The organism is Limnoraphis robusta BA-68 BA1 (assembly GCF_034932365.1).
Classification (GTDB): Bacteria; Cyanobacteriota; Cyanobacteriia; order Cyanobacteriales; family Microcoleaceae; genus Capilliphycus; species Capilliphycus robustus.
On sequence record NZ_JAYGHR010000103.1, the window covers coordinates 15126 to 31276 of the forward strand.

The 16151-nt window shown below is 42.9% G+C and carries 12 protein-coding genes and 1 pseudogene; 12 read left to right on the forward strand and 1 reads right to left on the reverse strand.

Features of this window, described 5'->3' with window-relative positions; translation table 11 throughout:
* Positions 1 to 905: 905 nt before the first annotated feature.
* Positions 906 to 1397 carry a helix-turn-helix domain-containing protein gene (locus VB836_RS28900; protein WP_323224816.1) on the forward strand — a complete coding sequence of 164 codons (492 nt, stop codon included), beginning with the start codon at positions 906 to 908 and terminating at the stop codon, positions 1395 to 1397.
* 32 nt (positions 1398 to 1429) lie between these two features.
* Here the strand turns inward: VB836_RS28900 and VB836_RS28905 are convergent, their stop codons facing one another.
* Complete coding sequence (locus tag VB836_RS28905; protein ID WP_323224818.1) at positions 1430 to 2965, reverse strand: sensor histidine kinase; 1536 nt, start codon at positions 2963 to 2965, stop codon at positions 1430 to 1432.
* A 437-nt stretch (positions 2966 to 3402) separates the two neighbouring features.
* Between VB836_RS28905 and VB836_RS28910 the strand changes: the two are divergent.
* The 11 genes and pseudogenes from VB836_RS28910 to VB836_RS28960 all read left to right on the forward strand — a co-directional run.
* Positions 3403 to 3789, forward strand: a pseudogene (locus VB836_RS28910) (cytochrome ubiquinol oxidase subunit I); the annotation flags it as partial.
* 463 nt (positions 3790 to 4252) lie between these two features.
* On the forward strand, positions 4253 to 4948 hold the full coding sequence (locus tag VB836_RS28915) for a PEP-CTERM sorting domain-containing protein (RefSeq protein WP_049559456.1): 696 nt from the start codon (positions 4253 to 4255) through the stop codon (positions 4946 to 4948).
* Positions 4945 to 6180, forward strand: coding sequence for a TIGR03118 family protein (locus VB836_RS28920; RefSeq protein ID WP_323224820.1), 1236 nt, complete (start codon positions 4945 to 4947; stop codon positions 6178 to 6180). Before VB836_RS28915 ends, VB836_RS28920 begins: the two co-directional genes overlap by 4 nt.
* A gap of 170 nt (positions 6181 to 6350) precedes the next feature.
* Positions 6351 to 7793: a cytochrome ubiquinol oxidase subunit I gene (locus VB836_RS28925; RefSeq protein ID WP_323224822.1), complete on the forward strand. Its 1443-nt coding sequence runs from the start codon at positions 6351 to 6353 to the stop codon at positions 7791 to 7793.
* A gap of 10 nt (positions 7794 to 7803) precedes the next feature.
* Positions 7804 to 8817 carry a cytochrome d ubiquinol oxidase subunit II gene (cydB, locus tag VB836_RS28930; RefSeq protein ID WP_323224824.1) on the forward strand — a complete coding sequence of 338 codons (1014 nt, stop codon included), beginning with the start codon at positions 7804 to 7806 and terminating at the stop codon, positions 8815 to 8817.
* Between the two features lie 527 nt (positions 8818 to 9344).
* Positions 9345 to 9845 carry a DUF2231 domain-containing protein gene (locus VB836_RS28935; RefSeq protein ID WP_323224825.1) on the forward strand — a complete coding sequence of 167 codons (501 nt, stop codon included), beginning with the start codon at positions 9345 to 9347 and terminating at the stop codon, positions 9843 to 9845.
* Complete coding sequence (locus VB836_RS28940; protein WP_046276820.1) at positions 9845 to 10447, forward strand: DUF2231 domain-containing protein; 603 nt, start codon at positions 9845 to 9847, stop codon at positions 10445 to 10447. Before VB836_RS28935 ends, VB836_RS28940 begins: the two co-directional genes overlap by 1 nt.
* 137 nt (positions 10448 to 10584) lie before the next feature.
* On the forward strand, positions 10585 to 11526 hold the full coding sequence (locus VB836_RS28945) for a cytochrome c oxidase subunit II (RefSeq protein ID WP_046276819.1): 942 nt from the start codon (positions 10585 to 10587) through the stop codon (positions 11524 to 11526).
* Between the two features lie 136 nt (positions 11527 to 11662).
* Positions 11663 to 13360, forward strand: a complete 1698-nt coding sequence (locus tag VB836_RS28950) for a cytochrome c oxidase subunit I (protein WP_323224827.1) — start codon at positions 11663 to 11665, stop codon at positions 13358 to 13360.
* A gap of 150 nt (positions 13361 to 13510) precedes the next feature.
* On the forward strand, positions 13511 to 14131 hold the full coding sequence (locus VB836_RS28955; RefSeq protein ID WP_323224829.1) for a cytochrome c oxidase subunit 3: 621 nt from the start codon (positions 13511 to 13513) through the stop codon (positions 14129 to 14131).
* A 179-nt stretch (positions 14132 to 14310) separates the two neighbouring features.
* Positions 14311 to 15807: a GMC family oxidoreductase gene (locus VB836_RS28960; protein WP_323224831.1), complete on the forward strand. Its 1497-nt coding sequence runs from the start codon at positions 14311 to 14313 to the stop codon at positions 15805 to 15807.
* Positions 15808 to 16151: the final 344 nt, after the last annotated feature.

Here is a 16151-nt window from a genome sequence, read left to right on the forward strand (position 1 = left end):
ATGTTTAAAAGGTCTAAACTGCTCCCCATTCCAAATAAAAAACTTTCTTCCTTTTCCCACTAACCCCCACCAACCTCCCCAATCCCCCCTTGATCCCCCCTTAAAAAGGGCAGGGCTGTTTCATTCTAGACCCGAAATTTTATGACCTAACCCCCCAACCCCCTTCCCTGCAAGGGAAGGAGGAGTAATTAATAGTTTTAGATATTTAGTAATCAAAAAAAAGCTCCCCTCGCCTTATAGGAGAGGGGTTGGGGGAGAGGTTCTAAGCAAATGTTTATCGACTTTGAAACAGCCCTGCCTTAAAAAGGGGGGTGGGGGGGTTGGGGGAGACCATTCGCCCCCTCTCCTCGTAGGAGAGGGCTGGGGAGAGGTAGGAGAGGGTTAGGGAGAGGTGGAGAGGGCTAGGGTGAGGTAGGGAAGGGGGTTGGGGGGTTAGGTCAGAGGGAATTGCGCCATAGTATGAAACAGCCCTGGGCTATCTTTGAGGAGCGCTCCTAGCCCTGGGGGCTAATCTTGAGCCTCACGCAGACACCAAGACTTCATAAAAGCTTCATAAAAGCTTCATAAAAGCTTTAAAAACTTGTGAAAAACTTGATACTGTCCGATGTCGAGAGCAGAGGGATGGTCAAGATTGACATCCTCCCGTACAACAGTTGTCAACTTTCGAGGCCATTGAATTCGAGTCGCTCAAAAGAAAGTCCTACAACAGCTTAAACAATAACGTTCAAAGTGCGAACTGGGAATATTTATTCTCAGATTCTCTAAAAATTAGAAAAACCTCAATCTGGTTTTCCTAAAATGACTCTTTTCACTCTAATTCAATCAGTAAACTTGATTCATTTTATACCCAGTCCGGAACTCAAAAACCCGGCCTGTATAGACAAAAATAAAGGGAGAAAAAATCCATGACCAGAAAAACAGATCTAGCCAGCCATTATAGTACGAACGAACTGAAACAAAAGTACCTCAAAAGTAAAGATCCAGTCGAATCTAGAAGATGGCATCTCCTGTGGAAAGTCTCCTTGGGGTGGACAATCAAAGATAGTGCAGTCGCTGTAGGGATTAGTTATGACTATGGCAAAGAAATAGTCAAGAAATATAATGATTTAGGAGAAACAGGAGTAGAAAACTTAAAAAGTAAGCACAAGAGAGGGAAAAAATCTCTGTTAACCAAAGAGCAACTCGAAAATTTAGGGAAAGAATTAGAATCAAGACCATCAGATGGAGGGGATTGGAACGGTCCAAAAGTGGCTCGTTGGATAGAAAAAGAAACAGGAGTAGAGAAAGTTTGGAATCAGAGAGGGTGGGATTACATCAAAAAAGCTCAGGTACTGATGGCAAACTCAGAGATCCAAACAGAAAAAAAGAAATCCCATAGAACAAGAGCAATTCATTGAAAGAAGAATCCTCGTCTCTTGAGAGCAAGGTGTCAATCCCCGTGATCAAGTCGGGAATTTCTCAAAGTTTTTGAGGAATCGGATTCATTCCTGCTCTTTTTCATGGGTAAAACTAAAGTGAAAGTCGCTCCTTCACCGAGTTGACTGTATAATTCTACAGAGCCTGCGTGACTCTCAGCAATAGCGGTGACAATCGATAGACCTAAACCCGTACCCTCAGAAGAACTCTGACTATTTTCGGCTCGTTCAAATCGTTGAAAAATTCGATGTTGATCAGCCTTTGGAATGCCCACGCCAGTATCTCTCACCCAGAAGCGAAATTCCGGTTTGTTTGAGGTGTTATCTATACAAGAACCTATGGCAATGATATCGTTTTCTTGGGTATGTTGAATAGCATTGTGGACTAAATTGATGATCGCTTGCGTCAGGCGTTGAGGATCGACATGAATTTTACCTGTTCCTAGAGCATCCAATCTCCAATTTCGCTTGCCCAATCCCTGGATTTTATGGTAGATTGCCTCGGTGAATTCAGCTAATTCCACTGTTTCTAAAATAAAAAAATCTTTATTTTCGGCTCGAGCTAAGAGTAATAAATCTTCGACTAAACGAGTGATTACGATCAATTCCTCGAGTGCTAATTTAATGATTTCGGGTTGTTCTTCGGGAGTATAATAATCAAGAGATTCTAAATTTCCTTGAATAATTGCAATCGGGGTTCGCAGTTTGTGACTAACATCATTGACGAGCTGTCGGTGAGCGATAAATCCTTTCTCTAGACGATCCATCATCTGATTAAACGTTTTGGCGAGTGAGGCAATTTCACCTCCTCCAGATTCAGAAATTCGTTTAGAAAGGTCAGTTTCACTAATCGAATGAGCTGTTTTAATCAGTGATTGAATCGGACGAAGAAGCCGTCCCGAAATAAACCAGGCTAAGATTAAAGCAAAAACAACCAAAACGAATAAAGCGATAATAACAATAAAAAATGTATCTAGAGCCTCTTGTCGTTCTACTGCAAGAATATTCGCAATAATCAACACCCCCTTCACTTTTCCGTCAATGATTAGAGGCTCTGTATGATAGAGAATATCTCTCTTTTTGTGATCGATAATATGCCCTTCAATCGGTTCAGTGGTTTGGGAAAGTTCTCGAGTCAGGGGAGAAGTTCGAGAGACAGACTTGGGCAAACGCAGGGGACTTGAGCGATAAAATTCACCCTGAATCGTGGCAATCAAAAATGTTTTATCAGCAGGATACTGTTCATATAAAAAATGATCAAATATTTTTTTTGCATCTGTTTGTTTTTCGACTAAAACCTTATTGTTTACACAGTCTCTAAAATTCTGTATTTCCTCCTGTAAGTCTTCAGCAACTCTTTGATCAACTTGCCAAATCACTAAATGAGTAAAAAGCGGAATAGACAATCCCAAGCAGGAACCCGTTAGAATCGTATACCAAATTATAATGCGGGTTCTAGTTTCTCCAAAAAAGCCATCACTCAGCCAATTTTTGAAACAGAAGCTTAACGTCTTCCCTGGTAAACTTTTGCTCTGGCTATTGATTAACATAAATTTTTTAAACTCGCCCTGATCTTTACAAATGACACCCTCTCCATAAAAAATCAAGCAGGTTTGCTCTATTAATGTTTGAGCATAACTTCCCCTTAGTCAAAAGTATTAGCCTTATTATACATGAGACTTTCAAGCCTTTTTAAGTAGCTTGACTTAGCTACTATCAATAAAACTTTTCTAGGGCAGAAGTTTCAACCACTCTTTTTTCTGATACAACCGTAACACGACTTAACTACTCTGGCAACGAACAATTCAATGACAATTGAACGAATAAACCCCCCCAAATCACTTCTTTTGTAAAGAATCTGTAAAGGGTTTGTGAATCAATCAGCCAGTCACGATGTACAAAGGTTATTATGGAATTTTTGTCAAATACACTGGTTCTTTCACGAATGCAGTTTGCTTTAACGGCTATCTTCCATATGCTTTAGCCTATCCTGACAACCGGAATGGGAGTTTATCTGGTTATTGTCGAAGGACTTTGGCTAAAAACCCGCAATCGTCAATATTACTATCATGCCCGTTTTTGGGCAAAACTTTACATTCTCAATTTTGGTATTGGAGTCGCCAGTGGAATTCCGATGGAGTTTCAATTCAGCACCAATTGGGCGCCGCTTTCTGAAGCCGTTGGCAACTTTTTTGGGAGTATTATCGGTTTTGAAGCGTCTGGGGCGTTTATGTTAGAAGCCGCTTTTTTAGGGATTATGGTGTTTGGTTGGCAACGAGTTAACCCCTACATTCATTATATGGCAACGATTCTTGTGGCATTTGGGGCGAATTTATCCAGTTTTTGGATATTAGTTCTGTTCAAATTGCTACAGTTTATCAACTCTAATCCCCTCACAATATTGACAGGCTGTAAAATTTTCAGTGGATGCCTGACAACTATCCCCTAGTCTAGTTTGATAAAAATAAATTCAGTCAAAAAGTAATAACACCTCTGAGGTTCGTGTTGATCATTCACGTTCAATCTCAGCAGAACAACAATCTAAAATCTTGCTTAAGAGAGTTGGTATTAAAGGCAGTGTTTTGCCCATTTTAACTTTAACTTTACCGGAAATCGTACTGAAATCGGCTCTAAATCTAAACTCAGAAATTCTTGAGGGAAAATCAAACCCATTCAGGTTTGACCTGTTGTCTTTTGACACTTGAAGAGAGCTGCCATAAAGTATTACGCACAGTTCATTTTTGACCGGACTTGCAATCCCAAGATAATTATTAAATCTTGTGGATCAAGTTGTCAATAAATATTGCTGCCAATTAACCTTGACCAGGAAGAAAGCGATGAAAGTCAATAGCAAAATAATGACACTGATTTCTCTCGTCAGTGCTTCATTAAGTTTAACATCCAACTCTGTGCAGGCTGCAACCGTCTCTTTCAGCGATCCAGTTCCAGAAGAAGGCTTAAGTTATGAATGGACAGTCCAACTCGATAGTGACGACACTGCTGAGTTTAGCTACTATGTTGGTGCAAAAAGTTGGAATGAACCTGCAAATCCAGTCGGATTGAAGGGTTGGACTCATACCTCGAATTGGGTAGCCTTAGAACTACTAGAACCGACACAACTCAACATCCAAATTGATCGACAACCCGGAGTTCCCACCGCAACAGACATTGCAGGCGATCAACTCTATCCTGCCTTTTCATTGTATAAAGGATGGCAAAACAACGGCGAAGAAGATCATCAATACAACACAGTAGGTAATACCGACTGGATAGATGAAATTTCCTATCTAGCCCATGCAGCCAATGAAAACCTCGCTATATCAGTTTTTGAGTCTTTGACTTTACCTGCCGGACTGTACAGCCTCTCAATTGGAGGTAATCCCCCTGAAGATCCTAGCATTGTTGGATTCCACGGCTATAGCGCGACCCTAACGACGGCGCCCGTACCAGAACCGGCAACGAGTGGCCTGCTGTTTATGGCGATAGGAATTCTGGGGATTGCGACTCGTCGTCAATCAGAGGTTCAAAAATGAAATTAACTCTCTTAAATTTAGGCAAAATAGCGGCATTAACAGCTATTTTCTGCCTTGATATTGGTTCTGATGCCAATGCTGCTTACTTTCAGACCAACCTAGTTTCCAACAACCCCGCTTACAACCCCCAATTTCTTGATCCATATTTGCAAGGTTCACGTAGTATTGCCATTCGTACTGCGGGGTTTGGCGGACACTTTTGGATTAACAATATCGATACCGGAACTGTCACCGAATATGTTGGGGATGTGGGCGATATTCCCTTATTTCAAGATGGTTTAACAGTAGTCACCATTCCCGCCTCACCGAATAATCCTTCCGGAATGTCGAGTCCCACTGGGCAGGTGTTTATTAATTCTCAGGACTTTGTGATTACCCTAGATCATCCGAATGGTGCAGTCACCGCTCCCAGTAAATTTTTATTTGCCTCACTGGATGGGACGATCTCGGCTTGGACGGATCGCAAACGGCCTGATGGTACAAATGACTGGCCGATTGTCTCAACGATTGTTGTTGATCGTTTTCAAGAGTCGATTTACTACGGTGTAACCGTTAGTGATTTGGCCTCGGACAATCGGATTTATGCCGTTGATTTTGGGGAAACTCCAGGCATTGAAGTTTTTGATCGGGTTTTCAATGAGATTACCTCAAATGTGGTCTTTGCTAATCCTTTTGAGTCGGAAGGTTACGCAGCTTACAACATCCAAACCTTTGACGGATCGTTGTATGTGACCTATGCTCAACAATCAACCGAGTCATTAGGTTCCGAAACAATCGGAGCCGGATTGGGTCGTATTGCTCAATTTGACTTTAACGGGAACTTAATTAACACTTGGGATGATGGGGGATTGCTGAATGTTCCGGCGGGTTTAGCCATCGCCCCTTCGGATTTTGGTGAATTTAGTAATAGCTTATTAGTTGCTAACTTTGGTGATGGCACGATTGTGGGTTTTGATCCGAACACTCGCCAGCCTTTAGGTTATCTTGAAGATTCTCAAGGTAATCCCATTGTGATTCCTGGTTTGTGGGGATTAACTTTTGGGAATGGGGCGAGTCTGGGTGAGGCGAATCATCTCTATTTTGCCGCCGGCCCGGAAGATGGCAGCAATGACGGACTTTTTGGGAAACTTCAGTCGGTTCCCGAACCGGGTTCTGTGTTGGCGCTGTTTGTCGTTTCTGGTGTTGGGGTAGTTTCCAGTCGCCGTACTCAGGTTAAGCAGCACAAAACCTGAAGAGAAACTAAAGTTAATCAAGAAAGCAAGTCATCACGTTCACAGCAAGAAATTAACAATTCAAGGCTTGTTTTTGACCACTCTTGCTATCTAGGTCACTAGAGTTCACAAACAGGGTAGGTTGTGCCTACCCTACAATTGTTATTCGGTCACGATGTACAAAGGTCATTATGGAATTTTTGTCGAATACACTGGTTCTTTCACGAATGCAGTTTGCATTAACTGCGATTTTCCATATGCTGTGGCCTATCTTGACAACCGGAATGGGAGTTTACCTGGTTATCGTCGAAGGACTTTGGCTGAAAACCCGCAATCCTCAATATTATTATCATGCCCGTTTTTGGGCAAAACTCTACATTCTCAATTTTGGTATTGGTGTCGCCACCGGAATTCCGATGGAGTTTCAATTTGGGACTAACTGGGCGCCCCTTTCTGAAGCCATTGGCAACTTTTTTGGGAGTATTATCGGCTTTGAAGCGTCAATGGCGTTTATGTTAGAAGCCGCTTTTTTAGGGATTATGGTGTTTGGTTGGCAACGAGTTAATCCCTACATTCACTATATGGCAACCATTCTTGTGGCGTTTGGGGCGAATTTATCCAGTTTTTGGATTTTAGTGGCGAATTCTTGGTTACAAACTCCAGCCGGAGGAGAATTTGTTGACGGGAAATTTATTGTCCAAGACTATTTTCAAGCCATTTTTAATCCCTTCATGCCCAATAGTGTGATGCACATGGTATTAGCAACTTGGGAAACGACTCTGTTTTTTATCGGGGGAATTAGTGCTTGGTATATTCTGCAAAAACGCCATGAAGCTTTCTTCGCTACTTCCCTCAAAATTGTCTTAGCCGCAGCCATTATTATTGCCCCTTTACAACTCTATATCGGACACCTTAGCGGTGAACAGGTTTATCATTATCAACCGACAAAATTAGCGGCAATGGAAGCCCAATGGGAAACCATTCCCGCAGGGGTTTCAGCAGACTGGAGTATGGTTGCTATTCCCAATGAAAAGACGCAACAAAATGACTGGGAAATCAAAGTACCCAATGCTTTAGGCTACATTCTTGAATTCAAAAAAGAACTCTCTGAACCCGTGCAAGGCTTGAAAGAATGGCCGCCAGAAAATCGCCCCCATTTGTTGGGACTAATTTATTACAGTTTCCGCATAATGATTGCCATTGGGTTCTACTTTGCGGGCTTAATGTTTGTCAGTTTAATTCAATGGCTACGGGGTCAATTTTCAGCCGAAAAGATTACTCAACAATCTTGGTTAATGTGGGGCTGGATTTTAGCGGCACCGTTGGGATATGTTGCGGTAGAATGTGGTTGGACGGTGCGTTGTGTTGGGCGTCAACCTTGGACGGTTTATAACTATATTCGCACAGAAGATGCGGTTTCTAATTTACCGCCCGGAGATGTTTTAACAACATTAACTCTCTTTGCCAGTGTCTACGCGGTTCTATTATTTGCGGCGTTTTATTTTGGCAGTCGAATTATTAGAAAAGGGCCTGATTTTAACCTGCCACTTCCGGGAATGGAAGAACAACCGCCATTAAATACTGAACCCGGAGAATTTATCCCCGATGAACGTCCTGTAGAAGCCCAACAATAAAGGAGAGTGGATGAACACTTTAACCTATTTTTTGCCTCAAGTTTGGTTCGGAATATTAGCCCTGTTTCTCTTGCTTTATGTGATGTTAGATGGGTTTGATTTAGGGGTCGGAATTTTATCTTTGACCTCATCAACAGAAGAACGTCGCGGGATTTTAATGACCAGTTTAAGCAATATTTGGGACGCGAATGAAACTTGGTTAGTGTTGATGGGTGGGGCATTATTTGGGGCGTTTCCGTTGGCTTATGCGACCATTTTGAGTGCGTTGTATATCCCGATTTTTATCATGATTTTTGGGTTTATTTTTCGGGGGGTGGCGTTTGAGTTTCGGGAACAAGCCCGCAACAAGTTTATCTGGAATGTGTCTTTTGGAGTGGGAAGTTTTCTCGCCGCTTTGGGTCAAGGATTTGCCCTGGGAGGGGTGTTAAAAGGGATTAAGGTTGATGCGGCAGGTCATTTTATTGGCGGTCATTTGGATTGGTTAACCTGGCAAACAATGTTAGTGGCATTAACCTTAATTCAAGGGTATGTTTTGATTGGTTCGACCTATCTGATTTGGAAGACAGAAGGAGAACTGCAAAAAACCCATTATGCAACCGCTAAATTGGCAGCCGTGACGACTTTAATTGGGGCGGTGATTATTACCATTGGCACTCCGATTTTCTCCATTTTTGCCCGAGAACGCTTGTTTTCAAAGCCGATGGTTTATATTTTTGCGGTAATTCCGGTGTTGGCAATTGTGTTAATTTGGCAGTTAATTCTCAGCCTGAATAAAGCAGAAGAAAGAACACCGTTTATTTGGACTATTTTGCTGTTTGTTCTCACGTTTTTTGGATTGGGTTTGGTGGTATTTCCTTATATTATCCCGACTCAAATCACCATTTATGAAGCGGCGGCTGACCCCAGTTCCCTGGTGTTTATGTTGATTTTTATCGGGGCGTTAATTCCGGTGATGTTGTTTTACAATGTTTACCAGTATTTTGTGTTTCGAGGAAAAGTCACAAACGCCCATTACGGAGAGTAGAATAGCAGGATAGGGAGGGAAGAGAAAAGTTTAAAAACCACCAAGACACAGAGACACCAAGAGCGAATCTTCCTGTCTTTGTGTCTGGTGTGGTTCGTTCCCCCTTCTAATAGAAACGCTATAGAGTAGTAGGATGGGTAATGTTCATCCGACTGTTTCGGAGATTGTTGAAGAAAAACTTAAGAATAAGGGAGGTTTATTTTTTTTAGTAAAAGAAAATAAATTTGCGCTATAATGACGGAGACGATTATCTCTATCAACTGAGGAGAAGTCGTTGGGAATAAACCTACACTGAAAGGGCAATAGATTCTGTTCAAATTGCTACAGTTTATCAACTCTAATCCCATCACAATATTGACAGGCTGTCAATTTTTCAGAATGTTAACCTTGATACTGTCAAAAGTCCAGATTTTCCTTAAAAATTTGTAATAGAAATGTTCAACGTTAAGTTATGTCTCGATACATTATTGCAAGCTTTTACTTGTGAGGTGTGACCGAGGTTTAGTAGGTATGCCGAGGAGAATACCATGTTCGAGTCTCTACTTCCCCCATTAAATGATCACAATTTACCCTATCCCGACACGATGCACCCCATCGTTGTGCATTTTGTGATTGCGATGGTTTTGTTTGCTGTATTGTGCGATGTGATTGGCTCTTTCACACGTAATACCCGTCTGTACGAGGTGAGTTGGTGGAATCTGTTTTTCGCTACAATTTCCATCTTTATTGCCATCATCTTTGGTCAGGCGGAAGCGGGACTAGCTTTACCGTACAACGCAGTTGAACAAACTCTCAATTTACATACTTTAATTGGCTGGTCATTGGCGGGAATTCTCGCAGCAATTACAGGCTGGCGGTATGTGATTCGTCTGAAAAATCCCCAAAAATTGCCGATATCTTATCTCGCAGTCGGACTGGCGCTCTGTGTTTTAGTCGGTTTCCAGGTATATCTCGGCGATGAATTGGTGTGGGTGTACGGACTCCATACGGTTCCCGTCGTTGAAGCAATTAGGGAGGGTATTCTGTAATGGATGCTGAACTGATGAACCAAATACAATCGCTCGGTGCAAACGGCTTACCCTATGCGATTCCGATTCACCCCAATTTAGTGCATCTTACACTAGGTTTGTTCATTATTGCGATCGCCTTTGATTTTATTGGGGTGTTGTATCCCTTTGAAAAACAAGTCCTGAAATTTTTTGCTATTCCCGCAGCACGGGCTAACTTTTTTGATGTCGGTTGGTACAATATGCTGGCATCCGCGATTATTACGGTGTTTACGGTAGCAGCAGGCTTTTATGAAATCATGCTAGCCAACCCCTACACCGAGGTTAAAAGTGCTTGGGGCTTAGAAGCAATGGAAACCATGCTGTGGCATGGTGTTGTTGGGGTATTCCTCTTTGCTTTTATGGTAGGAATGACAATTTGGAGAGGATTTCAACGATTTGTATGGCGCAAAGACAGAACCCGTCAAGTGCAGTGGAGTTATCTAATGGCGGGAGTTGCCATCTTATTGGTGATGTTTGTACACGGAACATTAGGGGCGCAACTGGCGGCAGAATTTGGCATTCACAACACCGCAGACCAACTCTTACGAATGGGTGAAAATCCGAATATTGTGTTGCGATAAATTCGGGAAAAAGGCAAGAGGCAAGAGGCAAAAGGCAAAAGAAATAAAATGATTGCCTCTTGTAGGCGTAGCCAGCGCTCGGTGCGCTTACTTCTTTCATTCTGAACTCCTGAACTCCTAAAAAAGAGGTTATTTCTATGTCTAGTGAATTAACAGGAGGGTCAAGCCCTCAAAAACAATACCGCAAGTGGATAATATTAACGGCTATTGCGATTGTTATAGCTATCGTTAGTCTTGGAATTGGCAAACTTTCCTATTCTTGGCTTCCTCCCCAAGCGGCAGCAGAAGCCGTTTTGGTTGATGATTTATTTAGCTTCTTAGTTACGCTGGGTGCCTTTATCTTTTTAGGCGTAACAGGAACCATTACCTATTCGGTTATTTTCCATCGGGCGGCTAAATACGACATGAGTGACGGTCCTCATATTGAAGGAAATGTCACCTTAGAAATCATCTGGACAGCCATTCCGATTTTATTAGTCTTTTGGATTGCGGGATACAGTTACCAAGTCTATCAAAAAATGGCAATCAAAGGGCCGATGGAAATCGTGCATCTGCATATGCCAATGGGAATGGAAGCCGCTTATGCAGAACCAATTGCCTCAATGGGAGAACCCACAGAAGATATCGAAGTGATTGGGAAACAATGGGCTTGGGTGTTTCGTTATCCTGAAACGAATGTTACCAGTACCTCACTCCATTTACCCACCAACAAACGAGTTCGATTGGCATTAAAATCAGAGGATGTACTACACGGCTTTTACATTCCGGCATTTCGCCTCAAACAAGATTTAATTCCCAACCAAACCATTGACTTTGAATTTACTCCGATTCGGGAAGGAACCTATCAACTGACTGACTCTCAATTTAGCGGCACTTATTTCGCCACGATGACAGCAGATGTAGTTGTAGAATCTCCCGAAAACTATCAACAATGGTTGGCAAATGCAGCAACTCAAACCCCCACGCCAGCACCCAACCAAGCGGCAACTGAATACGCCGAAGAACAAAAGGAAACCTTTAAAGTTGGCTGGCCTACTGTTAAACCGACTGAACCCCCTCTCGTTAATTATCACAGTTAGAGGCAACAGGAAATAGTCAGTCCGGGAATAAATTCCCCGCCTTAAAACCCAAGTCCTCTTTAAGAGGACTTCACCTATCAGACAGAGATTTTAATCTCTAGCCGACTGACAACTATTAGACTAGGAAATTTCATCAATGAGTAGCACTCCCCTAGAAAGTAAACCTGCTGCGAGTCATTCGCACGCGGAAACAGTAACAACGTGGAAAACGTACTTTAGCTTTAGTACAGACCATAAGGTAATTGGCATTCAATACCTGGTCACATCCTTTTTCTTTTTTCTGATTGGTGGCATCTTAGCCATGATTATTCGGGGTGAATTAATGACCCCAGAATCCGATTTAATTGAACGCAGTTTTTATAACGGAATGTTCACAATGCACGGCACCATCATGCTGTTTTTGTGGACGTTTCCCGCTTTAGCAGGAATGGCAAACTATCTCGTGCCGTTGATGATTGGGGCGCGAGATATGGCGTTTCCTCGCTTGAATGCGGCGGCGTTTTGGATGATTCCCGTTGTCGGTATTTTAACGATGGCGAGTTTCTTTCTGCCTTCGGGTTCGGCACAGGCGGGTTGGTGGTCTTATCCTCCAGTCAGTACCCAAGTTCCGTTAGGATTTTGGATAAATGGTCAATCGGTGTGGATTATTGCCGTTGCCATTTCCGGGGTTTCCTCCATTATGGGGGCGGTGAATATTGTCACAACCATTGTGAAAATGCGGGCGCCGGGAATGACCTATTTTCGGATGCCTGCCTATGTTTGGACGGTATGGGCGGCACAAATTATTCAACTGTTTGGACTGCCTGCCTTAACCGCAGGGGCGGTAATGTTGTTGTTTGATGTGACAGTAGGTACCAGCTTTTTTGACCCGGCAGATGGGGGAAATCCGATTATCTTCCAACATCTGTTTTGGTTCTATTCTCACCCGGCGGTTTATGTGATTATTCTGCCTGTTTTTGGTATCTTTTCGGAAGTTTTCCCCGTTTATTCTCGTAAGCCCTTATTTGGTTATAAAGTCGTTGCTGTTTCTTCAATGATTATTGCCGGAGTTAGCGGTTTAGTCTGGGTGCATCATATGTATGCCAGTGGAACTCCCGGCTGGATGCGGTTGATTTTCATGTTATCAACCATGTGTGTTTCCGTGCCAACGGGAATTAAAGTGTTTGCTTGGGTGGCGACAATTTGGGGCGGTAAACTGCGTTTAAATACCCCCATGTTGTTTGCGTTGGGTGCGTTAGTCATGTTTGTGTTTGCCGGAATTACGGGCATTATGTTGTCGTCGGTTCCGGTTGATATTCACGTTAACAATACTTACTTCGTTGTCGGTCATTTCCATTACGTTCTGTTTGGTACCGTAACGATGGGGCTGTACGCTGGCATCTATCACTGGTTCCCGAAAATGACCGGGCGGATGTATTACGAAGGGTTGGGTCAGTTGCATTTTTGGTTAACCTTTATTGGCACAAACCTCAACTTTTTACCCATGCACCCGTTAGGCTTAAATGGAATGCTGCGTCGCGTTTCTTCCTACGACCCTGAATATACCTTCTGGAATGTGATAGCCAGTTTAGGGGCATTTTTGCTGGGAATGTCAACGTTACCGTTTATTCTGAATATGGTCAGTTCATGGACTCAAGGTAAATTCGCTCCGGCGAACCCTTGGCGGGCAATTGGGTTGGAATGGTTAGTCCCTTCTCCGCCCCCGGTTGAAAATTTTGAGTCTCTTCCCATTGTTATCAGTGAACCCTACGGTTATGGAAAGTCTGAACCGTTAACCGCCAATGACCCCAACGTGAAATTACCTGCACCTGCACCCGTTATCAGTGAACAGTAAACAGTGACCAGTGACCAGTTTTTACAGTGAAAAGTGAACAGGTGATAGCTGATAACTTATGACTGAAAACACTGGTTACTTTATAACTGATAACTGTAAATCTGTCTCTACAGAAAATGGGTAATTAATAGATTACTACGAGGAAGAAAGATGACGACGAACAGTTCTTTGACTTCTGAACAAATCGAAGAATATTTACACGAAGCCGTTAGCGAACACGTTCACGACGAAGAAGCCAATAGTATGTTTGGTTTTGTCGTGTTCCTGCTGTCGGAAAGTATTATTTTCTTGAGTTTCTTTGCAGCTTATACCGCTTACAAAACAACAACAGTTAACTGGCTACCTCCGGGAATAGAAGGGTTAGAAGTTCGAGAACCTGCAATTAATACGGTGGTTCTGGTTTCTAGTAGTTTTGTGATTTATTTTGCTGAACTCGCCCTCAAACGTCATAATTTAACCGTCTTTCGGCTGTTTCTCGCGGCAACAATGGCGATGGGAAGTTACTTCTTAGCCGGACAAGCGATTGAATGGATGGGGCTAGAATTTGGCTTTACCAGTGGCGTTTATGGCGGAATGTTTTACCTATTAACAGGTTTTCACGGCTTACACGTTTTAACGGGTGTTTTGTTACAAGGGATTATGTTAGGACGGTCTTTCATTCCCGGTAACTACGATAAAGGTCATTTTGGCTTTGAAGCCACTTCGTTATTTTGGCACTTTGTTGATGTGATTTGGATTGTTTTGTTTATCCTTATTTACATCTGGCAATAATTAGGGGACAGTGAACAGTAACCAGTGACCAGTGACCAGTGAAGATTGATAACTGATAACTCAAATAACTGTAAAGTTTTCACGGAAATTCCTGCTCACTGATAACTACATAACTGATAACTGTTCACTGAAAACACTGATAACTACATAACTGATAACTGTTTACTGTAATTACTGCTATGATTATCGACGACCAACACTACGACATTATTATCATCGGTACGGGTGCAGGTGGTGGTACAATCGCCCAAAAACTTGCACCAACCGGAAAGAAAATTCTGATTCTTGAACGGGGCGATTTTATGCCTTTAGAGGAGCAGAATCGGGCTGAGGTTGATCTTTTCAAAAAAGAGCGTTATCGTGCGCCTGAGCGTTGGTACGACCCGCAGGGTGAATCTTTTTCTCCCCTGATTAACTACGCAGTTGGGGGCAATACGAAGATTTATGGGGCGGCTTTGCTGCGAATGCGGGAACGGGATTTTGAGGAAGTTAAACACGAAGAAGGGATTTCTCCTGCATGGCCTGTAAAATATAGCGACTTTGAACCCTACTACGCCGAAGCGGAAAAACTCTATCAGGTTCATGGTCAAGTTACAGATGACCCCACAGAACCGCCTCGCAGTGCAGATTATCCTTATCCGCCCATTAGTCACGAACCTTGTATTCAGAAAATCGTTGATGGAATTGCTGCAAAAGGTTTGCATCCCACTTCTTTACCGATGGGATGGACGCTTCAACAAGATGACCCCACGAGTGATTCTCAGGTTTATGGGATTGATTTAGCCCTTAAATATCCGAATGTAACGCTGAAAACTTCTGCGAAGGTGGTTTGCTTACTGACTAATTCTTCGGGTACAGAAGTTAAAGCGGTAGAAGTGGAAATTAACGGACAATCCTGTTTGATTTTTGCTGATATCGTTGTCTTAGCTTGTGGCGCGATTAATTCAGCCGTATTATTGTTACGGTCAGCTAATGAAAAACACCCCACAGGACTGGCTAATCGTTCTGACCAAGTGGGACGTAATCTGATGAAACACCAGATGACTGCAATTGTTCAACTGGATATCGCTGCTAATTCCGGTAAGTTTCCTCGGTCTGTTGCGGTGAATGATTTCTACTGGGGAGATAAAGATTATCCCTATCCAATGGGTCAGATTTACAATACAGGTGGATTGTTGCAAGATGTGATTTTTGCTGAATCTCCCCCGATTTTATCAGTGTTGGCGACGGCAATGCCCCAATTTGGACTGAAACAGTTAGCGATGCGTTTAATTGGTTGGTGGGCGCAAACGGAAACGTTACCGGATGCCAATAACAGAGTTCGTTTGTCGGATAATAAGATTTATCTCGATTACACGTTCAATAATACCGAAGCCCATGACCGTTTGGTTTACAAGTGGTTGGATGTGTTGAAATCCATTGATAAACAACGGGCGACGGTTTATCCTCGTGGTGAGGTTCCGGTTCAAGTTGTAGCCAATCAGTGCGGAACTTGTCGGTTTGGTGAAGACCCGAATACTTCGGTTTTAGACTTGAATTGTCGGACTCACGATGTTGAGAATTTGTATGTGGTTGATGGCAGTTTCTTCCCCTCAAGTTCGGGTGTGATGCCTGCTTTAACGATTATTGCCAATGCGTTACGAGTCGGTGATCATCTCATCAGTCAAATTAGTTAAGGCTGAATTCATCACTTGAATATTAAGATTACCAGTAGGGTAAGCACTGCCTACCCTATTTTCATCTAGTCTAAAGAATTGCCAATGGTGACTGTCTTGGGCGGGTTTATATCAGTAACTTGTGGGAAGACCGACGAGTTGAAGGTGGAGGCGCGCCCCTACAACTGGTGACTGTTGAGGTTGGGGTTCAACTTGACTTTTTTCGCTTTATGGTGTAAGTGAAGCACCTGTCGCCAACATTTCATTTATGGCGCAGGCTTCCTGCTTCATTGACAATTGCCTCTACCAAACACAGTGTCCGGCTTTGGACTTACGCTGTCTTCACAGGCTAGAACGCCACTTCC